Genomic DNA, 22,356 nt, shown 5'->3' on the forward strand with positions numbered 1-22,356 from the left:
TATTTTTGTGTCCGGGGGGGGGGGGGGGGCGGGGGGGTGTGGGGCCCGGGGGCGAGGGCCGGGGCGCCCCCCGCGCCGCCGGCCCGGGCGCCCCCCGGGGAGCGGGGGCTCAGCCGGTGGTGCGGGTGGCGGCCCGGCGGCGCCGGAGGAGGCCGCCGAGGCCGAGGGCTCCGCCCACCGCGACCAGCGCGGCCAGGACGCCCGCGGCACCGGGGCTCACGGAACCGCGCGCCGGGGCGCTGTCGGCGGCGAGCGTCTTGACGGGGGCCGCCGAGCCCCGGTCGAGGCCGCCGAGCAGGTGGGCGTTCGCGTAGTCGGTGCCGGGCAGCTTGTCGGCGTAGCGGTCGTGGACGAGTTGCCGGTACTGGTCGAGCGTGATGCCGTCGGCGCCGACCGAACGGACGGCGTCCGGGTTCAGCGGCCTGACCCGGCCGTCGACCAGCGCGTACCAGGCGCGGATCTGCGGCTCCTCGAAGGCCACGGCCTGCGGGCCGAGCGCGGCAGCGGCGGCGGCCTGGTCGGTCTCGTCGCTGCCGGACGCGATGTTGATCTCGACCCAGGCCCGGGAGCCGTGCGGATCGGGGGCGGTCCAGACCGAGGCCTTGCGGCCGTCGGCCGAGCGCGCCTCCGTCGCCGCGAACGCCAGCTTGGCGACCGGGGCCGCGGCCGACGACGAGGACGCCGCCACGAAGTCCGGGTTGAGGTAGTACACCGGCACCGTGGCGCCGACCACCTGGGGTGCGGCGGCCGTCAGCGGCCTCGCGGCGGCGGCCGGCGCGTTGCCGTCGTGGGCGAAGAACCCGCCGAGGGTCTGCACGACGGGCGCGGCCTTCGCCGCCTGTCCGGCGGCCGCGAGGTCGGCCGCCGACGGGACGCCGAGCACCGGTGCGACGGGCGAGCCGTCCGCGGCGGCGAGCGGGGCGGCGGCGAGCAGGCCGCCGCCGGCCAGGGCGAGGACGGCGAGCGCGCGGGAGACGCGGGGGATCGTCATGACGTCACGCTCCGATCTGGTAGAGGGAGTCGTTCCAGTTGAACTGGCCGTTGTCACCGGCGTAGTAGGAGTAGGAGCCCAGGTTGTAGCGGTTGCTGGAGGGCCACGGGTCGCCCCAGTAGATCGACTGGCTGCTCTGGTCGTAGCCGTAGATCACCTGGGCGTGCCCGCCCCCGGCGACCCAGGAGATGCCGGTCTCGATCGGCCTGCCCGCGTTGACCTCGCTGACGATGGTGTCGAAGGGCAGCGCGCCGGTCTCCTGGCCCGGGGAGACGCCGAGCGAGGAGAGGGCGGTCTGCACCCAGGACAGCTGGCCCGGCTGGTTGGGGCACTGGTAGTCGGTGCTCTGGCCGTAGGCGAGGTCGCAGAACGAGTTCTGGCTGGTGCCGTGGCCGAGGAAGGTCGCGATGGTGTTGCCGGAGGCGGCCCAGCACCACTGGTCCTGCTCCTGGGCCTCCATGTCGATGTTGAGTTTGGTGGCTCCGGCGTCGTACCGGGCGGCCGCGGTGGTCTTGGCGGTCTCGCTGGTCGCGGTGGTGCGGGAGGCGTGGCCGGTGGGGTCGGCCGCGGCTGCGCCGGCGCCGGAGGTCACGACGGCGGCCAAGGTGCACAGGACCGCCAACCCGGCACGGAGGAACGACCCACGGGCGGGTCCGTTCATGGGGGATCTCCTTCGAGGAGGGAGAGAGCGCGGGAGGGTTCCGGGTGCACCCGGAACCCTCCGGTGCGCGCGTGGGGGAAGTGCCGCGCGGCCGTCGCGGCGCCTGGACCAGGACTGTCCCGAAGCCTAGGCGGCGTGCCCGGGCCCGCCCCAGAGCCGTCGGCGGTCGGCCGGCCGAACTGTGAACAGCTGTGAGGGCCGGGCGGGTTGACGGTGGGGAACACCGCAGACCGCCGTGCTGATCGTCGCCCGAGGATCTGGACGCGGCCGGGGTAAGCGGGTAATTTCACAGCCCGCCACACCCTGTTCCGCTCCGCCCTCCTGCGCTCCGTCCCAGTCCCACTCCGTGCTGTTCCGCTCGGTCCCGGTCCGCTCGGTCCCGTTCCTGCGCCGTCCTGTTCTGCTCCGTCCCGTTCCGCGCCGCCGCACGGCCGGTGTTCCCGCAGCCCCAGGGAGTTCCGATGGCCAGTCGTCAGAAGTCGGCAGCCGGTATCCCCGCCGACAACGGCGCGGTCCTGGCCGCTCTGCGGACCGGGCCCTTCGAGGTCGCCCTGCGCACCGCGATCGAGGCCCGCGGCCTGCCGCTGGAGCGGCTGCGCAGCCACCTGGCGACGAACGGGCTACGGATCGCCGTGACCACCCTCAGCTACTGGCAGCGCGGACTGCGCCGGCCCGAACGCCCCGCGTCCCTGGAGGTGGTGACCGCGCTGGAGTCGATCCTCGGACTGCCCGCGCACTCGCTCACCGTCCTGCTCGGGCCACCCCGCCCACGCGGAGCGGCCGTTCGGGCGCCGGGCGGACAACACCCGTACCCGTACCCCGAGATGATGCGCACGCCCGGCGATCTGACCGGCCTGCTCGCGGAGTTGAACAGTCCGGCCGCCGGAAAGCTCCAGGTGGTGACCGAGCACACCACCGCGACGATCGGTCCGCGTCGCGAACTGGCGCTGGTCAGCTCGATGGTGGCGGTACGGGCCCGGCAGGACGGAGTCGACCGGGCCCTGCTGATCTACGACTGCGACGAGGGGACGGACGAGAGCGCCGTCGAGGTGCTCGCCGGCGACAGCTGTCGGCTGGGCCGGGTGCGCCGGGACCGGCTGGCCCGGGTGGTGCTCGCGGAACTGCTCTTCGACCGGTCGCTGCACCGCTGCGAGACCCAGGTGTTCTCGTTCGAGATCCGGCCGCACAGCGAGGTGCCGTGCCACCGGCACATCACCGCCTTCCGGCTTCCCGCCGACCAGTACGTGCTGCGCGTCCGCTTCGATCCGGTCGAACTCCCGGTGCACTGCCAGTGGTTCACCGCCCGTGATTCGGAGGGGCCGGACGACAGCACGGTGGACCTCACCCTGGACAGCCACCATCTCGCCCACGTGGTGGCCACCGGGATCGGCCCGGGGGTCGCGGGCATGCGCTGGTCGTGGGTCTAGCCCTGTCCGGCCGGATCGGCCGGACAGGGCTTGGCGGGGCCGCCCGGTCAGAAGCCGATGATCCGCAGGTTGTAGCCGGCGGCGACGTAGAAGGTGTGGCCGTCGGGGCCGAGCGCCAGGTCCCTCCCGCCCTCGATCCCGGTCACGTTCTCACCGGGCACGGCGGCGGTGGTCGAGGTGTCGATCGACAGGACCGTGGAGCCCCCCACGAGCGTGTAGAGCCGGCTGCCGTCCGCGTTCAGCGGCAGCGCGCGCATCGACTGGCCCTTGTCGACGGTGAAGGTCGAGGCGACCGTGTCCGTGGCGAGGTCGACGACCGCGCCCGCGCCGCTGCCGTCCACCCGGTAGAGGCGGGTGCCGTCGGGGGACGCGGCCAGGCCGGCGAACTGGCCGCCCGCGCCGGCGATCGTCTTCTCCAGGACGGGGACGTCCCCGCTGGTGTCCAGGTGCGTCAGCCCCTCGTCGGTGGCCACGTAGGCGTCACCGCTGCCCGGCCGTACGGCGACGCTCCAGCTGTACTTCCCCGGGACCGTCACGGCGGCCGTGTAGGCCAGCTGCTGCGGCGAGAACTGCAGGACGCGGGCACCCTCCAGGATCGGGCGGTTGCCCGGTTTGGGGCCTTCCTGGGCGACGAAGACCCGGGTTCCGTCGTCGCTGACGGCCAGCCCGCTGAGCCGCCCGGTGGCGGTGCGCTCCGGCCGGGGCTGGTCGGGGGCCGCCACCCTGGCGATCACCGTGTTGGTGGCCGTGTCCACGACGGCCAGCATGGACAGTTGCAGGTGGCGGCCGAGCCCGTACAGCACGTAGACCCGTGAGCCGTCCGGGCTGACCGCCACCTGGCCGACCGCGATCTCGTGCCCGGCGTTCAGTAGCAACTCGGCCGTGACGGCGCCGCTCTGGGTGTCGACCACGTCCAGCCGGGCCCCGCTCGACGTGTTGCCGACCGAGACGTACGCGGTGCGCCCGTCCGGGCTGACGGCGACCCCCTGAGCCGGGAGCTTCAGCGGCGCGGTCTGCGGGACGCCCCGCACCGGACCGTTGCTGTCGGCCGTCCGCGCATCGGTCGTACGCGCCCCGGCGGTGCCCGCCCCGGCTACCAGCAGCAGCCCCGCCGTGACCAGCGCACCTAACCAACGAGCCTTTGTGGCAAGCGAGTTCACGTCTTTCCTCCCCTACGAACACCGCGCTGCCCGCGGTGGAGGGCTCACGCTACGGGTCGCGGCCGGACCCGCCAACCACCACTTCCCGGACACCGTGCGACACCGTGTCGCGAGCCGCCCGGCCCGTCCGACCCGGCTCCGGCGGCAGTTCCAGCACCGATCATGAAAATAATGTAGCGGCATAAAACTTTTAGTGACTATAGTCGGTGCCATGGACGCGAACACATACTTGGGCCCGGACTACGACGTGGTGGTGGCCGGGGGCGGCCCGGTGGGGCTGATGCTGGCCTGCGAGCTGGCGCTGGGCGGGGCGCACGTGGTCGTCGTGGAGCGCCTGACCACGGTGGATCCCACGATCAAGGCCGGATCCCTCAACACCCCGACGGTCGAGGCCTTCTACCGGCGCGGACTGCTGCCCGCGCTGGCCGAGGAACAGCGGCGCACCATGGACGAAATCGCCGCGTTCGCCCGGCAGCGCCACCCGGAGAGCGCACCTGGGGGAGCACCCGCGGGCGCACCTGAGGGCGCGATGCGGAAGCCCGCGGGGCACTTCGCCGGCATCATGCTGAGCGCCGACCAGGTGGACCCTGCCGATCCGGCCTTCGCGGATCTCGGACCCGCCGCCACTGTCACCCTGGTGTCGCAACAGCAGGTCGAGAGGATCCTCGGCGAGCACGCGGCCCGGCTCGGCGTCGAACTGCGCCGGGGCGTGGAGCTGACCGGCTTCGAGGAGGACGCCGAGGGGGTGACGGTGCACACCCGCGGCCCGGCCGACGGCCCGGCCGACGTGGCGATCCGGGCCGGCTGGCTGGTGGGCTGCGACGGCGGCCGCAGCACGGTCCGCAAGCTCGCCGGGATCGCCTTCCCCGGCACGGACCCGCAGATCACCGCCCATCAGGCGATGGTCGTGATGACGGGTGCCGAGGCGCTCTCGCCGGGCTGGAACTGGACGGACACCGGCACCTACGTGCACGGCCCGATGCCCGGCCGCATCCTCACCGTCGAGTTCGACCGGCCGTCGGTGGACCGTGAATCGCCCGTCACCGCCCAGGAGTTGCAGGAGAGCCTGCGCCGGGTGTCCGGGGTGGACGTCACGATCACCGAGGTGCGGAGCGCGACCCGGTTCACCGACAACGCGCGCCAGGCGTCCACCTACCGCAAGGGCCGGGTGCTACTGGCGGGCGACGCCGCCCACGTGCACTCGCCGTTCGGCGGGCAGGGGCTCAACCTGGGCATCGGGGACGCGATGAACCTCGGTTGGAAGCTCGCCTCGGTGGTCGGCGGCCGGGCGCCCGAGGAACTGCTGGACTCCTACACGGCGGAGCGGCATCCCATCGGGGCCTGGGTGCTCGACTGGACCAGGGCCCAGGTGGCGCTGATGCGGCCCACGCCGCACACGCGGGCGCTGCGCGGCGTGGTCGCGGAGCTGGCCGGCACCGTCGACGGGACCACCTCCATCGTCAAGCGGCTGTCCGGCGTGTGGCAGCGCTACGACCTCCCCGGTGACCATCCGCTGGTCGGGCGCAGCGCGCCGGATCTCGAACTGGCCGACGGCAGCCGGCTCGCGGACCACCTGCACAGCGGCCGGGCGCTGCTCCTCGACCTCGCCGACGACCCGCGGTTGCGGGAGCGGGCCCGACGGTACGGCGACCGGGTGGTCGTCCTCACCGCGGCCTGTCCGGACCGGCCGGAGCTGGCGGGCCTGCTCGTGCGCCCGGACGGTGTCACCGCGTGGGCGGCCGATCGCCCGGGCGACGACGCGGCCGGGGCGACCGCGCTCGGAGCCACGCTGGCCCGCTGGTTGGGCGCACCTGCGGCTCCGGTCCCCGGCCCGCAGGACTGACCGAAGGCCGCCGGGCGCGTGGCCCGCGAAGGAGGCCGAGCCGGGGCGGGTGAACGCGCAGGTCAGCGGGTGCGCCCGCGGGGCTTGAGGGGGATGCCGGGGAGTTCCGGGGCGGGCAGGCGGTCGCCAGGATAGCCCTCGACGGCGCCGAAGCGGTCGGCGGCGGCCTGCCACTCCTCGCGGGCCCGGAGGATGTCGTCGTGGCTGCGCCCGATGAAGTTCCACCACATACCACGTTATCCGCGTTTCTTCCCAGGTCAGGGCTGTGGTGGACCATCTGCGGTCAGCAAAGCGTCAGCATTGGACGGGACGGAGACCGCAGACGATGGCACCGAGGACCCTGGCCCATGGCATGGGCACCTTCTTCAAGGAGTGCGAGCACCCGCAGTCACGGTGGTCGAAGTGCCCGCACACCTACGTGATCCGTTTCCGCAACGCCTCCGGCCAGCAGACCGAGGAGTCGGGCTTCGCCACCCAGGACAAGGCGATCGACCGGCTCGCCGAGATCTACCGGGCGAAGCGCGAGAACCCCTGGGGCCAGGGCAAGGCCGAGCGCAACCGCAAGTACGGCTCGATGAACTTCGGCGCGTACGCCGAGGAGTGGAAGGCCGGTCAGCGCGCGCTCGCCCCGGCGTCGCTGCGGCACCTCGACTCGCTGCTGGAGCACCACCTCTACCCGGCCTTCCACAGCCGCCGGATGGCCACCTTCGACCACAAGGTCGTCGACGCCTTCGTCCGGACCATGGAGCGCAACGGCGTCGGCCTGGCGACCCAGGCCAACGCCTTCGACAAGCTCAAGTCGATCCTGCTCGATGCCCACCGGCTCGGCCTCTATCCGGAGAATCCGCTCGACGGCGTCACGCCACCCCAGTACGACCCCAAGCGCGCGGTCATCCCGTCGCTCGCCCAGCTCGGCGGGATACGCGGGGCCGGTGACGAGACCTTCAACCTCATTGCCGAGCTGATGAGCGGCTCCGGGCTCCGCAACGGTGAGGCGCTCGCCGTCAACATCAACAACATCGTCGCCGACGACGTCTACCGCGTCACCGAACAGGTCAACCAGACGACCAAGGACTACGCACCGCTCAAGCACCGCAAGGAGGGCGACTACCGCGACGTCCCGCTACCCGCCCGGACCCGGCTCAGCCTGCTCTCGTACGCGGACACCTACGGCACCATCGACGGCTATCTCCTCCGCCACCCACTGGACATCGCGAAGCCATACCCGTCCTACTACCTGCAGAACCGGTGGGACCGGATCAAGCGGGCCGGCGACGTGGAGATCCCCGACGGCATGACGCTCTACGGCCTGCGGCACTTCTTCGCCTCGAACTGCCTCAGCCACAACATCCCGATCACCGACGTCGCCGAGTGGATGGGACACAAGAGCATCGACGTCACGTTCAAGATCTACCGACACCTCATGCCCGGCTCCATCGGCCACGCCGCCCAGGTCCTCGACCTCGGACTCGCGGCCTGAAGCAGGTAGGGCCCTGCTCGTCGCCGAACAGGGCCCCACACGTGTCGCTGTCCGACATCAGCCACCGGACATCCGCTGCTGCTTCACCCAGGCATGGACCTCGGTGACCTTGAACTGCAGCTTCGCATTGCGCCCGCTTCCGAAGCGGTACGGGACGAGGCCGACCTTCGGGGCCTCGCTTTAGACCCACTGGACGGACATGTTCAGATGCTCTGCGGTCTGCTTGACGGTCATGAACTGTGTGGACACGGGCTCTCCTCTGGGCTGGCGGGTTGCCACAGGTGTCCAAAGTTGCTTCCGTAGTGGCGGTTTGGGAGTGCCGCGGTCGCGTGGTAGGTGGCCGTTGCCATGCAGGTCCGGACTCCAACGCCGGGTCTGACAGCGCCGCTTGGTCGACCATGCGCCCGGATTCGTAGTCCGAGCGACACGTCGCTGTGCGGATTCTCCCTATCCCTGGTGTCGCTGACGCACGAGTGCGCGCAGCGGCACCGTCCATGAGAGGTCCGGCAGGACAGAACGATGGTCAACTCCTTCATTGCGCACCCCAGCCCGGGGCGTAGCCGGGTCTTCGCCCTCCACAAGGACCCGCACGACCGCCTGGAGGCGGTCACTACGCTGGGCGGGGACGACGTTCGGCTGACCGAGGGCCTCGTCGGGGTGCTCAACACGTACTTGGCGGACCGCGATGACGTCGCGCTGCAGGCTGTGCTGGACGGCCTCCCCAAGGCCGTCCAGATGGCCACGAGGCGGTACCTCAAGGACGAGTGCCCCCCGGAGATGGGAGCCTTCACCAGCTTCGGGCCGATCGAGATCGTCCGCGAGGCTGTCTACTTCAGCCGGATCGACGACGAGCTCGAAGACTACCTTGAAGGCGCATATGCGATCGGCCTCGGAATCCGCATGTCGAACGAGCGTGGCTGCGACGGCGATGTCGGCTGGGTGGTCCAGCTCCGCAATGACGAGGTGTTGGTGCCGGCCAGCGCCGAGCCACGTTCGTGGGAACTCCCCACCGGGGTCGATCCCCTGAACACCTGGACGAGCAAGGAGCCGCATCCCGGTCTTAGGCTCGTGCAGGCTGTGCTCGACGTAGCCGGCAGCTCCAGCGCCGAGGGACGCTGGGTGCGGGTCCACACGCTCCTCCACAGCCATCGCGACGTCGACTACGAGGGCAGCGGCACCTCGGAATTCGTCGTCGACGTCTTCGATGCGCCGATCCCGCAGGAACCTGAAGACTAAGGTCTGTTCCGTAACTGATCTTCGGGCGTCTCGGCGGGCGCAAGTCGATGGTGAGCTCGCCGTAGCGTGGCCGGCGGTGGGGGATGACCAGGCCGGTGCCGGGTCCGCCGTCGGCGATCGTCCTGGTCCGGCCGACCACGTCTTTGGCGCCGGATTCCTCCCAGACATGGCAGTCGTTCCAGTTGTCGGGCAGGGGCTCGCCAGCGGCGACGACCAGGCGGGTGTGAGCGTCAATGACCACCTGGTGGTTGTTGGAGTACCGGTAGTTCTTAGACTGTTCGGCGATCGTGTGGTCGCGGGTGGGCACGAGGGCACCGTGCACGATCAGCAGGGTGCTCTTGCGGAAATCGCGCGGGCTCAGCCTGGTGAACGGGGCTATCCAGGACGGCTCCGACGCCGTGATCACACCAGCCACCGCAAGATCATCCCACCGCTTCGGGGTCCTCTTGCGTCAGTGCGCCGCGGCACCGCTCCACGTGGTCGGCCATCTGTTCCATGAACCAGCACATGATCTCGTACGGGACGACGTGCTCGTTGTGGTGGCTGCGGGCATGGACGGTCGGCTCCACGGGCCGAGTCGCCCCATGCCGCTCTATTCTTTGCCTGCACACGCCAAAGTTTCCGCAATACGGGACGAGCGGGTCACTGCAGGGATATCATGCAGGCTCTAGTGATATGCGAGTTAGGTGGGGATAATGACCGAATCAAACTCCATCCCCAACGGGAACCCCGCACTATTTGCGGGTGACGATCCGATTCTCAGTACCGATGATGACCTTCTTAACAGGTCGCGCCTGGCGTCCGCGATAGCAGAAGAAGTCCAGATCATGAACGTGACGCGCGGTGCGGTCGTGGCGATTACCGGAAAGTGGGGCACTGGAAAGACTTCGCTGCTGAACCTGACCGCCAATATTCTGCGCGAGCAGGATGCTGTGCAGGTGGTGGAGTTCAATCCCTGGTACTTCTCTGGCACAGACCACCTAATTCAGTTCTTCTTTGACGAGATGGCCAGGCAGCTCAGTAGTGAGAGAAATGCAAAGAAAAAGCTGAAAGATGCCGCTGCCAGCATCTCTGCAAAGTTTAACAAGTACTCGGCGTCGCTTTCGCCGCTCAAGTTCATTCCTATGGCGGGGGTGGTCTTTGAGGCCGCACAGAAGGCGGCCGAGGGCGTCTCGCAGGCCTTTAGCTCCAGCATTCATGAGCAGAGGATTGAAATATCCGAGGCCCTTGAGGGGTTGAACGGGAGGATCGTTGTCCTCATTGATGACATTGACCGACTGACTCGCCAGGAGGTCCGGGACCTTTTCAGACTTGTTCGGCTAAATGGCTCTTTCCCGAATGTGGTATACCTCCTCTGCTTTGACAGAGGAGTCGTAGAAAGCGCCCTCGGTGAAGAGGGACTTAATGGGGCGGCTTACCTGGAGAAGATTGTAAAGACCTCGGTAGAGGTGCCACCCGCCACAGATGAGGCGTTGGCGTCGCTTCTCCGGACGGGAATTGTAGAGGTGCTATACAGCGCATCGGCAACACTGCCCAATGAAGGCAGGCTGCCCGACGTCTTCTGGCAGGTAGTTAGGCCGCTCTTCGTCACAGTGCGAGACGTGAAGAGGTTCATTTCATCGCTTGCGTTGACCGTTCGGTCTGCTAGTGACGAAGTGGATCCTGTGGATCTCGTAGCGCTAGAAGCAATCCGTGTAATGCGGCCCAAAGCTCACGACCTCATAGCGCAAAGCGTCAACCCACTGACAGCCGTCCATGGATGGCAGGCAGGGGCGCGCAATCAAGCAGCTATCTCGGCGGATGCCGAGGCGGTATCCGCCATCCTCCGGGAGTTGCCACACGATGTCGGAGGGGCTTTCGTCAGGTTCATCTTCCCAGCAGCTCAGTTGCACACGGAAAACATCTGGTACGGGAGCGACTCGACGCAGGCGTGGCGTCGAGACCGCCGCGTGGCTCATGCAACTGTGCTGAGGTACTACCTCCATCGAGAACTCCCGTCCGGAACTGCTCCAGCTAGCCAGGTTAGTTCCCTGATATATTCTATTCAGGATGAGAATGAATTTGAAAGTGCACTCGCTTCCGTGCCGGATGGCCAGCTTGAGGATGTCCTAGATCGCTTCCTAGCTCACGTGGACGCGGTCGACATGGATCGCATCGCACCTGTTGCGGCTTCTCTTCTAGGGACGCTTCCTCGATTCAGCGAAGATCCTGTAGGAATATTTGACTTCGGCCGGGACTATACGGCTCTTCGTCCCGTGCTCAGGCTGATGAAGAGAGTAATTGCCGAAGACGTTGACGCCGTGGCGCGTGTCATCTATGAGGCAACTCCAAGCCTTTACGCGCGTCTCAGATTCATTTCTCTGGTCGGCAAGGAAACCGAATCTGGAGAGAGGATAATCAGTGCAGAACTTGAGGAGGAGCTTCGCGGTCACCTGCGCGATTCCATCAAGTCCGCCCCTGTAGGTGTCCTTCGGTCAGAACGACAGCTTCTGAGGACTGTCGTGCAGAGCGTCGAGTGCGATGCGGAATCCGGGCAGCTTGCTTTCGACGCTGCCGTGGCGCCGCCGGTGACTGCCCGGCTGCTTGAAACGGCCCTGTCTCCGAGTCGGAGCAATACCCTCGGAAGCGTAGTTGTCAGGTCTGAGGATCGACTTGCGTGGGATGCGCTCGTGTCCATCTTCGGAGGAGAGGCGCAGCTGGCCGTCGCAGTCGATGGTTTGAAGGACTACATCTCGAACCAGGAGACGAGCGTCCGACTCCATCGGGCTATCGCGGCCTTCGACCTGTACATAGGTGGCTGGCGTCCTAGGGAGTTTTGATGCCAGGAAACCAATCCACTGGCCCGTGGCCGGCCGAGTGGTTTCCGCCCTGGGAGAGCGCGTGCCCCCGACCGTAATGCGATCGGGGGCGTCATCTTGCTCGTGCCTTTCCCGAAAAGACTCAGGGCAGGGTCCTTTCTTTTGGGATCAGTGGGCGGACCAGATGAAGATGCCTGCGATGTGGAGTCCGGCCTGGAAGACGGCGGCGGTCTTCTCGTGGCGGGTGGCCAGGTAGCGCTAGTTCTTCAGGCGGGTGATGTAGCGACCGACGGTGTTGCGCTGCTTGGTCTCGCGGTCGAAGGCCAGCGGGCGGCCGCCGAGCCGGCCCTTGCGGTTGTCGATCTGGTCGGCGGGCTGCAGGATGATCGCGCGGATCCCGCGCTTTCGCAGGTGCCCGCGGATGGCCTGCGACGATTAGGCCAGGTCGGCCCGAGCGGAGTCCTCACGGGCAAGGAGCTTCTCGCCGGCTGCCAGAAGCTTGGCACGCTCCGCCTCCGGGTCGGCCTTCCGGGCCTTCCGCGGGCGTGGTGCCGAAGCCGCCTTCGAGGCTGCCCGTTTGGCAGGGGTCTCGACTCCCGCCTCCGCGGCCTTGGCCTGTTGCTTGAGGAGAAACGCCTCGGCAAGCATCTCCGGGACCGTCTTGCGCCGCGCCACCCGCGTTCCTCCTCGGATCCGCTGCTCCCGGTTGTTTCCCGGCAGCCCTACCCGAGCTTGCGGCGGTCGAATCGCTCCACCGTACGGTGCGTAGCGGCCGGCGTGGGTACGACAGCCGGGCCGGAGGGCGGCGCCGAGGTAGGAGCCGGTGCCGGAGGCCGACGCCACACGTGCTCTTTACGTGACGCGCGCGCCTCGTCCACCCTGGATCGATCAGCGGTTGGGATCGACCGACGGCGAAGGGGGACGCATGTCGAGAGGCACGTCGGGGGAGTACTGGTCGGAGCCTGAACTGCCGAGCGTCTTCAAGCACGCGTTGCTGAGCCGCTACATGCCCAAGTTCGGCGGGATGACCGGAGCGTACGGCAGGCGGGTGACCTACCTCGACGGCTACGCGGGCGAGGGTCGGTACGAGAACGGCGAGCCGGGCTCGGCCGCCCGGATCCTGCAGATCGCGGCGGACCTCCAGGCCAAGGCGGGTATTCACTGGACCTGCTTCTTCGCGGAGAAGTCAGCGCCGTCCTTCGCTCAACTCGGCTCGCTGGTCGCGGAGTACCAGGCGCGAGGGGTCGATGCCAGGGCGTTTCGGGGAGACGTCCTCGGTTACTTCGACGAGGTACTCGCCGCCGCGACCGGTCAGCCGTTGTTCCTCTTCCTTGATCCCTGCGGGCTCGCCTTGCCGTTCGAACGTCTCGTGGACGTGCTCGCCAAAGGCCGGCCCGGGCCAAAACCGCCGACCGAGTTCCTCCTGAACTTCAGCATGATGGCGATCCGCCGCATCGGCGGCAACTCGCAGTCGCCCAAGGGAATCGAGCGCACCAACCAGCGCCTCGACGAGGTGTGCGGCGGCCCGTGGTGGCGTGACTTCTTCGCGGGCGGCTACACCCGGGAGGCCGACGAGAAGGTCGCCGCGGAGTACAGCGCCAGGCTGGGCAAAGCCGTCGGCATGCAGATGCGCTCCGTGCCGGTCACAAAGGCGCCTGGTCAAAAGGCCGTCTACAACTTGGTGTTCGGCACCCGCCGCCAGCACGGCCTGTGGGCGTTCGGCGACGCCCACGCCCGGGCCCGTGACACTTGGTGGCAGCAACTCGAACTCCACGAGGAGGCGACGGACGACGGGTTGTTCCCCGTGGTCAGTCTGCAACGGCCCGACCCGCAGAAGGTCCGCGATCTCGCCGTGCCCGCGATGGCCGACAACCTCGCTCGTCTGTTGCGTCGCGGCCGCACCATCAGGTTGGTCGACCACACGCTGGAGGTGTTCGGCGAGTACTACGGTCAGGTCACCGAGACCGCGGCGCGCGATGCGATCAAGCTGCTGCACCGTAGGGGCGGGACACCGAGCGACGGCATGAGTCATCAGCGCGAAAAGGTCTACGACCTGCTGGTGAGGCCACCACTTACGCGCTGACTGGCAACGGCATCTGGTCCCAGGTCCGTCCGTCCAGGAGGCGACCGCCGGCCTTGGGCGTGCGACCGCCCCACTGCTTGAAGAAGAACGCCACCTCCTTCTCCAGGCAGGCGTCGCGTACCTGCTGGGCCCAGGCCGCCTCCATCGGACGGTGGGCGGGACCCGACTCGCCGCCGGCGATCACCCAGTGGATTCCGTCCAGGTCGAGCCCGTCGAGCGGACCGAGTAGCGGTTCGCAGGACAGGAACCGCACGGCGGCCGGGACGGCCCGCAGGTCGTCGACCCGGTCGAGTTCGGCCGCGGTCTCGACCGACACCCCCATCCACAGGTTCGCCGGCCAGTCCAGTCGGTCGGCAACCCGCCGCAGCCTCCTGGCCCGCTTGGTGAGCACCTGGTAGGTGTGCTGAGGGGTGTCTGCCATCACCATGAACACTCGGCGCACGAAGTCGAGCGGGACCTTCGCGTGGAACAGGTCCGACATCGAGTTCACGAACACCGTCCGTGGGCTCTTCCAGCCGTACGGCACCTCCAGGGTGTCCCGATGGAGGGTGAGGGCGAAGCCCGGGCCGGATGTCCGAGGATCGCCGTCGGCCTGGTACTTGGCCGCGCCCATCGCCTTCAGTCGCTTCGCGAGCGCGAGGGCGTAGCAGTTGTCGCAGCCGGCCGAGACCCGGTCACATCCGGTGGTGGGGTTCCATGTCGCCTCCGTCCACTCGATGCCACTTCGGTCACTCACTGCCCGCTCCTTACCACTGCCCTCCGGCGGCCACCGCTGCCGCTTCGCGTCCGCCATGGGCGGCACGGCACTCGCCCTACCATCCTCCGCTGACGCTGGCCCTGTCGAACCGGCTGGTCACACCCACTTGGAGCGCGGGTGCGCCACGTGGCGATCACTGGCCGGCATCGGTCCGGATCGGCACGTTGGGATGGATCGGTTCGAGCGGGGCGGATTCCAGAACGGTCCTCGCGCAGGCGAGGGCCTCCTCAAGGACAGTTCTGAGGCGTGGTGGCAAGTTGCCGGTGTCCAATGCGCAGACCGCCAGGGACTCCTTGAGGGCTTCTACATGGGAAGTGCGGAGGTGAGCGAGGGCGACGGGGTGGGAGAGGAGGTCTCGGAGTGCGTAGCCGTCGACGGACTCACCTGTTCTGCTTGATAGTTGCTTGATCAAGCGGTGGGTGGAGGATGTGCTGGGGCCGACTGCGTCGAGCGCGGTCAGGGCGAGGCGGGTGGTGAACAAGGCCAGGCCCTCGCCCGGTTCGTAGGCGAGGCAGTGCTCGATCGCGGCCTCGGTGGCGTAGTGGTCACCGGGGCGGCACAGGGCGGTGAGGACGGCCGTGATGGCGTTCTCCCAGGGTTCGCCGGGCTCGGTGGCTGCCAGCAGGGTGAGGGCGCCAGGCAGATCGTCGGTGGTGGCGTAGGTGAGGACGGCGACTTGGCGGCCGTCGAGGATGCGCTGGCCGATGCCGTGGTGCTCCTCGATGTGGCGCAGGGCGTCCGGCCAGCGGCCGGCGGAGGTGAGGGCGCGGGTGCCGTCGGCGATGACGACGCGCCATAGCCACTGGCGGACGTCGGCGTGCTGCTCGGAGGTTTCGGTGAGGTGGGCGGGGACGATGATGCCGTCGAGCGTTGCCTCGGTGCCGGTGGTGACGGCGCGGTAGAGGTCGAGGACGAGTTGGTGGCCGCGCTGGTGACGGCCGGCGCGGGTGTGGAGGCGGGCGAGGTTGACGATCGGTTCCAGGCCGCGGATGGCACTCATCGCAGGGAGTGGGCCGCGGTTGAGGTAGAGGGCGGCGTGGCGGTGGCAGAGCTCGCGGGCGTAGGCGGGTAGGTCGAGGTCGGAGGCGAGGAGGGCAGCCTGGTTGAAGACGGTGGAGGCGAGGCCCGGGTCATTCTGCCAGGAGGCCGTGTCGGCAAGCTCGGAGAGCCGGCCGACACGGGCGATCAGTGGCAGGCACGCGGGCCGGTGGCGGGCGACCAGTGGGAAGCGCTGGGCGATCGGTCCGGTCGGGTCCACGCGGGCTACTCCCAGGTGACGGTGATCGGGTGGTGGGGGCGGTTCAGAACGAAGCGGCCGGCGGTCGGGACCGCGGTGGCGGGGGCGTCGGGGAGTTCGATTCGCAGGGTCCGGTCGCGGAAGCCGGTGTTCCAGGTGCGGATCTGCTCGGCGACGAGGTCGGCGAGGGCGGCGCCGGCTGGGCCGTGGCCGATGACGCCGGTCTCGTAGGTCTTGTGGCCGTCAGTGTCGAGCTCGCCGGGGCGCAGGGTGAGGTAGGCGAGAGAGCCCGCGTCCACGGTGGCCATGGCACCCCAGCCGAACATGGGGGCGATGCCGCGTTCACGGGCGGTGCCGGTCACGCCCATCCTCATCAGGGAGTTGGGGAGGGTGAGGGCCAGCCACAGGTCCTGGTACTCGTAGGTGGTGCCGGCCGGTACGGTGACGCCGGTCCAGACGTCGTGGCGTTCGGTGTCGAGCACGCCGAGTAGGAGGTCGGTGTCGACGACGTCGTGCTGGTCCTTGTGGACCTGAAGGGTGACGTCGCCCTCGTGGGTGAGGGCGACGGTGCGGCGGGCGTCGTCCATGCTGCCGCGCAGCGGCATGAAGACGGCGAGCTGGTCGTCGACCGACAACCAGCTGTTCTCGCCGCGCTCGAAGGCGATGGTGCGCGAGGCGGTGCCGCGCAGGCGCAGCGGCAGGACGATCCGCCCGGTGGGCTTGACCTGCCGGAGCCAGGCGGTGGGCATCTCGCTGGTGCTGACCGTGGCGATCACGCGGTCGAACGGGGCGGCGTCGCGGTGGCCGAGCGCGCCGTCGCCGAGGATCACGTCGACGTTGGTGAGCCCGGCGTCCGTGAGGTGCTTGCGGGCGCCGTCGACGAGGTCGTCGTCCGTGTCGACGGTGACCACGTGCCCGTCGGGGCCGACGATGGTGGCCAGGTAGGCGGCGTTGACTCCGGTCCCGGCTCCGGCCTCGAAGACGCGCTCACCGGGCCGGGCGCCGAGCTGTTCGAGCATCAGGGCGACGATGGCGGGCTGGGAGGCGGCGCTGATCTGGGTGCCGGACCCGTCAGTCTTGGTGTAGGTGGGGTTGTCCGCGTAGGCGGCATCCAGGGGGAAGCCGGGCAGGAAGTGCTCGCGGGCGACGGCGCGGAAGGCGGCCTCGACCGCGTCGGAGCGGATGGCTCCCTGGTCGAGCAGCCGGTCGGTGAGGCTGTCGCGCAGTTGCTCGACGGGGATGGAAGCGTTGTTGCTGAGAGTAGTCACGTGGGCGACCCTAGTGGTTGTGCGGATGGTGGGATGCGAGGGTGCGGGGCCCTCGCCGGAATGGAAGACGGTGTCCAACGCGCGTGCGGCGGCTGCGGATTGGTGCTCGACCGGTAACCCGGCTCGGTTGGCGTGGAAGATCATCAGGTGGGCGAGGACGGCGCGCAGTCCGCGGGTGAGAAGGCCGTCCCAAGCGAGACGGACGAGGCCCTGTCCAGCCTCCTCGAAGGCGTCGACCCAGCCGGCGTGCCCGGCGAGCGGTTCACCGGGGCGGGAGAGTCGGCGGGTGTCCACGGTTATCAGGCGGCGCATCGCGGTGGTCAGGGCGGCGGCCCGTTCGGGTGCGAGGGCGGGCGATGCGGGGCGTTCGGAAGCGAACTTGGCCCAGACGGATCCCTGTTCGTACCAGTCGAGGCCGGCGGAGCGGAGCATGGCGGAGACGAGGACGACGAAGGTCTCGGTGCTGCGGAGTGCGGGCGGGTCGGGCTTGGCGGCACGGGCCATCAGGTGCAGGCTGTCGGTGTGGAAGAGCCGGTGGGTGATCTCCATGGCCTCGGGGCCACCGAACGCCTCGGTCTCCGGCTCGTAGACCACGGTGGCCCAGCCCGTGACGAGTCCCGACTCGACGAGCGTGTCCAGGAGCGCGGTGACGACGGGGGCGGAGGAGGTGGTGCGGTAGCGCAGCCGCAGCCCCTTCTTGCGCATGTACCACCAGCCCTCCAGGGCACCGGAGTTCTGGGCGTGAGCGAGGACGGGGGCCAGATGGTGAGCGGCGATCTGTTCGACGGTGGCGGGGTCGTTGAAGGTGAGGTCGTGCTGGATCCAGCGGGCGGTCATCAAGGGGGTCCTCGGTCAGGCGGTCAGGAGACAGGCATCCCAGCGGGTCACAGGCATGGTGCCGGTCGTAGGCGCGAGCAGGGCGAGGGCGGTGCCGGCCGCGCCCTCCAGGAAAGCGGGCCCCGCTGTGGCGAGGAGGTGGTGGGCCTGCGCGTCGGGGTCGGTGCGGGGCGGGTGGGCGGTGTCGAGGAGCAGGGAGGTGGCGGAGTGAAGGCGGTCCGCGTTGTGGGGGAGGGCGTCGGTGGCGGCGCGGTGGGCGATGTGGGCGAGACCGGCGTAGCCGTGGCAGACCGACAGGTCGGTGATCGCCGCGAGTGCCTTCGGATCGGCCAGTGCTGCGGCGAGAGCGCGCTCGGCGTCGTCGCGCAGGTGGTGGTCGCCGAGGGCGAAGGCGGCGAGTTGCTGGGCGCGCGCGATTCCGGCGGTGCCGTAGCACCAGCTCGGCCGCTGGGACGGCAGCGGCCGCCTGTGTCCGGCGTCGTCCAGATGGGCGGGCGTGATCCAGTACGGCCAGGCGTGGCCTTCGCGCCAGCGCTCCAGCCAGGCCAGGATGGTGCGGATCGCTTCGCGCTGGCCGTCAACCTCGATGCCGAGGCGCAGGGCCAGGGCGAGCAGCGCCAGGGGGCCTGCGATGCCGTGTGCCACGCCGGAGTTGGCGTGCCCGTCCGGGAACCGCTCATCCGGCCTGCCGGAGGGCCCGACCAACGTCCACCAGCCCGGCAGCGTTCGGCTGTCGTGCTTGACGTCATCGGTGAGGCGGACCGAGCAGTCCAGGACCCGACGGATGGCCTCGCCGCCGGGTGACCGACCCAGAAGCGCGGAGCCGATGCCGGCCAGGCCCCGGATCGCGTCGAACTCCGCGAGCGCCGGCAGGTCGCCGTGGTCGAACCGGGCGAGGGCAGCGTCGCAGCGCCGCATCGCGTCGTCCGCCACGACCTGGTCGAGGTGGACGAGGGCACGCTGGTAGGAGCCTGGCCGGGCCTTCGCGGCGCAGGCGAGGGCGTGCGTGAGCGCCGGCGCACCGTAGTACAGGTAACTCTCGGTGCCGCTCGTCACCGGGGTCGCGGCGGCGACGGACAGCCAGGCGCGGACCGGTTCCCACGGGCCCCGGCCGGTGGCGGCGCGTTCGATGTGGAGCAGGGCGATGCCGGGGGCGCCATGCGCGAGGGACTGGCGCCACCGCGGACGGGACGACCAGGCGGACGGCACGGCCTCGGGGTCGGTGAGCAGTTCGGCGATCCGGTCGGACAGACGGAGGGCGGGGTGTGCGGTGGTCACCGGTCACCGTCCCGGGCGAGGCGGGCGAGGGCGGCGGCGCGCGCCAGGTAGAGGGCCTGGGCTTCGTCGTCGAAGTCGATGCGGTGTGCCCGGACGAAGGAGCAGTGGAGGAGGGACCCGAGGACGTCGTCCGCCTGCACGCCTTCGGTGTGCGGGCTGGGGAAGAAGCGGCGGTAGGCGTCGAGCGCTTGATGGCGTGCGGGCCAGGCGCCCAGGATTGCGGCACCGGCGGGCTCGGCACGAAGGGCTGCCCAGTTGTGTGCCGGATCGGCCAGGCGTACGGCCTCGCGGAACACGGGCCGCGGCACGGCAGCCGGGGCCTGGGAGGGGACGTTGTCGACGAGCCAGTGCAAGCCCGCAGTGGCCGAGCCGGCGAACCCTGCTGTGATGGCGATGGCGTGGGCTGCGAGCAGCGCCTGCCGGTCGGGCAGCGTGGGCTGGGAGAGCTGAGTGAGGACAGCGGCGGAGTCCGTTCGGAACACCTCCTCTGCCGCGGTCCAAGCGGGTCCTTCACCCCACCGCCCGGTCTCCAGGTACGAGGTCGGGTACACGACCTCCGCGAGCAGCCCGGCTTGATGGAGTTCGGCTGTCCAGGTGCTGATCACGGCGGCTGTGGGGCCGAAGGCTGCCGGATCGGGTAGGGCGATGCGCACCCGCAGGTGGTGACGCGGGTCGCGGAAGCGGACGAACCACCACTTCGGTTTGCCGAGCCGCTCCAGAAGGTCGGGTAGGTGGCGGGCGAGGACGGTGTCCTGGCGTTCCAGGTCGCCGTAGAGGGATACGAGCAGCACGCGGGAAGTGCCTGGCGCTTCGCCGTGGCCGCGCCGCAGGATTCGGCTCGGGCTGGGCTTGGGCAGGCGCGGCCACGCCGGCGCCCGGGTGACGGTGACGGGAACGACGATCTCGTGGGCTCGACCGCCCGTCCAGCCGAGGTCGGCGGGCTCGGGCTCCTCGACCAGGACAGCGTGCGGAGCGAAGCGGAGGTGGTCACGTAGCAGGGCCAGGTGGCCGGGATGGTCCAGGTCGAGCGGCAGGCCCTGACTGTCGGCGGCCAGCATCACGTGCCGCGGGGCTCGGCGCCGCTCCGCCCATGACGTGAGGGCCTCATCCCACCGTCGCTGCGAGGCGTCGCCGGAGGGAAGTTCGGCGGCGGTGAGGCGCCAGATGGCGGGGGAGAGGATGACCTGCCGGTGCCGCAGCCGAGGCCGGAAGGGCAGTGCGTGGAGCGAACCCCAGTCGAATCGGGTGACCTGTGCGGCCTGGGCGCGGGACAGCTCGGTGATCAGCCGGGCGAGCGGCGGAGTGTGGTGGCGGAGGTTGAGGGCGTGGGTGGCGGCGGCCTCGATTCTTACACCGAGTGCCGGTGCCGCCAGGTACATGCGCCGCCCGTCGCAACCCACCGCCAGGTCCTGCGGGCCGAGGGTGCCTTCGGCGGCGAGGCGGTGCTCGGCGAGGCTGATCACCGGCCGCCCCGTCGGCAGGCTTCGGGCGACGTGCCCGCTGGCGGGATCCAGCGGCGGGAACGAGATCTGGGCGGTGACGGCGTGCTCGTCCATCGTCGGGAGGTCCGCCAGCAGGGTGGTGAAGGCAGTCCGGTTCTCGGGTTCGAGGAGGTGGAGGAAGCGGCCGGCCGAGACGCCGGCGGCCCGGGACACCGAGACCACCTCCAACCGGAACTCACCCCGGTCGAGCGTCTCTTGGCTGCGGGCGTGGACGCGGGTGATGACCTCCAGATGCGGGGGAAGGCGGGGTTCGTCCGGGCCCAGCTGGAGGGAGGCCAACAGCGTTTCGTCGAGGACGACCTCACGCGTGCCGTCGAGAGCGGCTCGCTGGGCGAGTGCGGCGAGCAGCTCGTCGCGCTTGTCGAAGCGCGGCTTCTCGACGGGCCGGGCACCGGGGTAGCTGTCGGGCCAGCCGATTCCGCTGTCGGCCACCATGTCGAGCAGCGGGACCAGGGTGCCGCGGCCGTAGCGCTCGTAGAAGCGCTGGTGGTAGGCCCGCCATGCTGCCGTGCCGTTGGGCGCGGCACTGAGCCGGGCCAGTAGGTGGGCGGCTCGGGCGGCCTCGTCAGCCACCGGGCGGGGGAGGACCAGGTCGGCGTCCAGTCGAAGGTCGACGGCGGCCACCGGCGGACGACTGTCGGCGGTCCGGAGGTCCGTCAGGATCTCGGCTGCATCGGGGATGTGCTCGGCGCTGATCTTCGACAAGACCGTGAGGAGGTGCCCGAGCGGGTCGGGGTCGGTCGCCGGAGCGTGCAGGTTCGTGATGAGCACTCGCTGGGCGACGAGCTGGGACAGGATGCCGGTGACCTGTTCGGCCGATGCGGCGGGGAACTCGGTGTGGACGGCTTCGGTCAAGTCCCGGAAGCGGAGCGGGAGACGGGCAGTGGAGAGGGCGAAGGCGACGGGACGGGTGTGTCGTAGTGTCGTCTCGGCCGTGGCCGTGTTGCCGCTGGCCCGGGGGACCGGTCGATGGGGGACGACGAGGCGATCGCCCCGTACCTGGACGGTGTTGTTCGCCGTCACGTCCAGGAGCGCCAGCACGGTGGGGTAGGACTCCAGCAGGCCGACAGCCTGTGCGAGCAGGGACTCCGAGGCACTGGTGACAGTGCGGTGCCGGTCGCCCCAACGCACCACGCAGGAGGGTCCGAACGATGCCGCCTGCACACCTGCGAAGCGTCCGAACGGGGTGGCGCGGCCGGCCGCGCGCAGGAGGTAGCGGGCGGTGGAGAGCGCGGCACGCCGCACTTCGCGCACGGCGGGTTGCGAGTGGCCGAGCAACTGGGCAACGCGATCGGCGAGGGCCGGGCTGGCCAGTTCAAGGGCGCGGGCGAGCTGGTCGTCGGCCCACAGGGCCCGCAGCCACTGTGCCTGCTGGAGGGCCTCGGCAGGTCCGGTGGCCGAGAGGTCGGGCCAGGCCGGCACTCGCAGGTCGGGGCGGGCGACGGCGCGTACGAGCGCCACGTCGGCGGCGCGGTAGGCGGCCTTGGGGTTGGGTGGGCGCATCGCTGCGGACCTCGGGATTCGGAGATGGGGCGGGGGCGGGTGGTTCCCCGGGAGCAGGTCCCGGGGAACCACCCGCGAGGGTCAGTGCACGCCGGTGGTGCAGGCGCCACAGGTGGAGCCGCAGCCGTCGTCGGTGAGGACCTGCAGGCTGGCTGCGTCGGTGGTCTCGACGGTGCGCACGTCGAGGTCGAACTCGTCGCCGTCGGCAGCGGCCGTGGTGGCCTTGGTCTCGGCCGGGATCATCTGAACCATGGTGGCTCCTCCTTGAGGGTTTCCCTTGCGGGTGCCTGGAGCC

At 69.8% G+C, this 22,356-nt stretch carries 16 protein-coding genes and 2 pseudogenes; 6 read left to right on the forward strand and 12 right to left on the reverse strand.

The features are described 5' to 3' along the window. Positions 1-109: 109 nt before the first annotated feature. Both ABTZ03_RS25910 and ABTZ03_RS25915 read right to left on the reverse strand, forming a co-directional pair. A complete protein-coding gene (locus tag ABTZ03_RS25910; RefSeq protein ID WP_350515463.1) occupies positions 110-991 on the reverse strand; it encodes a hypothetical protein in 882 nt (293 codons plus the stop codon). 4 nt (positions 992-995) lie between these two features. Then, positions 996-1,652 carry a papain-like cysteine protease family protein gene (locus ABTZ03_RS25915; RefSeq protein ID WP_350515464.1) on the reverse strand — a complete coding sequence of 219 codons (657 nt, stop codon included), beginning with the start codon at positions 1,650-1,652 and terminating at the stop codon, positions 996-998. A gap of 461 nt (positions 1,653-2,113) precedes the next feature. On the opposite strand from ABTZ03_RS25915, the gene ABTZ03_RS25920 reads away from it, so the two are divergent. Beyond that, entirely contained in the window at positions 2,114-3,079 is a 966-nt protein-coding gene (locus ABTZ03_RS25920) for a hypothetical protein (protein ID WP_350515465.1), read from the forward strand. Between the two features lie 47 nt (positions 3,080-3,126). On the opposite strand, the gene ABTZ03_RS25925 is transcribed toward ABTZ03_RS25920, so the two are convergent. Beyond that, positions 3,127-4,239, reverse strand: coding sequence for a YncE family protein (locus ABTZ03_RS25925; RefSeq protein ID WP_350515466.1), 1,113 nt, complete (start codon positions 4,237-4,239; stop codon positions 3,127-3,129). 211 nt (positions 4,240-4,450) lie between these two features. Between ABTZ03_RS25925 and ABTZ03_RS25930 the strand changes: the two genes are divergently transcribed. After that, positions 4,451-6,082, forward strand: a complete 1,632-nt coding sequence (locus tag ABTZ03_RS25930) for an FAD-dependent oxidoreductase (RefSeq protein ID WP_350515467.1) — start codon at positions 4,451-4,453, stop codon at positions 6,080-6,082. Between the two features lie 62 nt (positions 6,083-6,144). Here ABTZ03_RS25930 and ABTZ03_RS25935 read toward each other — a convergent pair. Continuing rightward, a pseudogene (locus ABTZ03_RS25935) lies at positions 6,145-6,312 on the reverse strand (pirin family protein); the annotation flags it as partial. 95 nt (positions 6,313-6,407) lie between these two features. Between ABTZ03_RS25935 and ABTZ03_RS25940 the strand changes: the two are divergent. Together ABTZ03_RS25940 and ABTZ03_RS25945 are read left to right on the forward strand one after the other, a co-directional pair. Then, positions 6,408-7,562, forward strand: coding sequence for a tyrosine-type recombinase/integrase (locus ABTZ03_RS25940; RefSeq protein WP_350515468.1), 1,155 nt, complete (start codon positions 6,408-6,410; stop codon positions 7,560-7,562). Positions 7,563-8,081: 519 nt separating this feature from the next. Further along, on the forward strand, positions 8,082-8,798 hold the full coding sequence (locus ABTZ03_RS25945) for a hypothetical protein (RefSeq protein WP_350515469.1): 717 nt from the start codon (positions 8,082-8,084) through the stop codon (positions 8,796-8,798). A gap of 64 nt (positions 8,799-8,862) precedes the next feature. Here ABTZ03_RS25945 and ABTZ03_RS25950 read toward each other — a convergent pair. Further along, a pseudogene (locus ABTZ03_RS25950) lies at positions 8,863-9,162 on the reverse strand (IS5/IS1182 family transposase); the annotation flags it as partial. A 331-nt stretch (positions 9,163-9,493) separates the two neighbouring features. On the opposite strand from ABTZ03_RS25950, the gene ABTZ03_RS25955 reads away from it, so the two are divergent. Then, positions 9,494-11,617 carry a KAP family P-loop NTPase fold protein gene (locus ABTZ03_RS25955; protein WP_350515470.1) on the forward strand — a complete coding sequence of 708 codons (2,124 nt, stop codon included), beginning with the start codon at positions 9,494-9,496 and terminating at the stop codon, positions 11,615-11,617. A 414-nt stretch (positions 11,618-12,031) separates the two neighbouring features. On the opposite strand, the gene ABTZ03_RS25960 is transcribed toward ABTZ03_RS25955, so the two are convergent. Beyond that, entirely contained in the window at positions 12,032-12,271 is a 240-nt protein-coding gene (locus tag ABTZ03_RS25960; protein ID WP_350515471.1) for a hypothetical protein, read from the reverse strand. A gap of 148 nt (positions 12,272-12,419) precedes the next feature. Between ABTZ03_RS25960 and tcmP the strand changes: the two genes are divergently transcribed. Further along, entirely contained in the window at positions 12,420-13,679 is a 1,260-nt protein-coding gene (gene tcmP, locus ABTZ03_RS25965; RefSeq protein ID WP_350515472.1) for a three-Cys-motif partner protein TcmP, read from the forward strand. On the opposite strand, the gene ABTZ03_RS25970 is transcribed toward tcmP, so the two are convergent. From ABTZ03_RS25970 to ABTZ03_RS25995, 6 genes are all read right to left on the reverse strand, one after another. Continuing rightward, a complete protein-coding gene (locus ABTZ03_RS25970) occupies positions 13,669-14,415 on the reverse strand; it encodes a DUF5131 family protein (RefSeq protein WP_350515473.1) in 747 nt (248 codons plus the stop codon). The two genes, tcmP and ABTZ03_RS25970, sit on opposite strands and share 11 nt — an antisense overlap. 154 nt (positions 14,416-14,569) lie before the next feature. Continuing rightward, the gene (locus ABTZ03_RS25975; protein ID WP_350515474.1) at positions 14,570-15,694 is read right to left on the reverse strand and encodes a hypothetical protein; all 1,125 of its coding nucleotides are present in this window, start codon (positions 15,692-15,694) and stop codon (positions 14,570-14,572) included. Between the two features lie 5 nt (positions 15,695-15,699). Further along, positions 15,700-17,778, reverse strand: coding sequence for a methyltransferase, FxLD system (gene fxlM, locus ABTZ03_RS25980; protein WP_350515475.1), 2,079 nt, complete (start codon positions 17,776-17,778; stop codon positions 15,700-15,702). 15 nt (positions 17,779-17,793) lie between these two features. Next, the gene (locus ABTZ03_RS25985) at positions 17,794-19,056 is read right to left on the reverse strand and encodes a lanthionine synthetase C family protein (RefSeq protein ID WP_350515476.1); all 1,263 of its coding nucleotides are present in this window, start codon (positions 19,054-19,056) and stop codon (positions 17,794-17,796) included. Next, positions 19,053-22,061 carry a lantibiotic dehydratase gene (locus ABTZ03_RS25990; protein WP_350515477.1) on the reverse strand — a complete coding sequence of 1,003 codons (3,009 nt, stop codon included), beginning with the start codon at positions 22,059-22,061 and terminating at the stop codon, positions 19,053-19,055. The genes ABTZ03_RS25985 and ABTZ03_RS25990 overlap by 4 nt, the downstream gene beginning before the upstream one ends. Positions 22,062-22,142: 81 nt before the next feature. After that, on the reverse strand, positions 22,143-22,304 hold the full coding sequence (locus ABTZ03_RS25995; protein WP_502894584.1) for an FxLD family lanthipeptide: 162 nt from the start codon (positions 22,302-22,304) through the stop codon (positions 22,143-22,145). Between the last annotated feature and the right edge of the window lie 52 nt (positions 22,305-22,356).

The organism is Kitasatospora sp. NPDC096077, assembly GCF_040303245.1.
Classification (GTDB): Bacteria; Actinomycetota; Actinomycetes; order Streptomycetales; family Streptomycetaceae; genus Kitasatospora.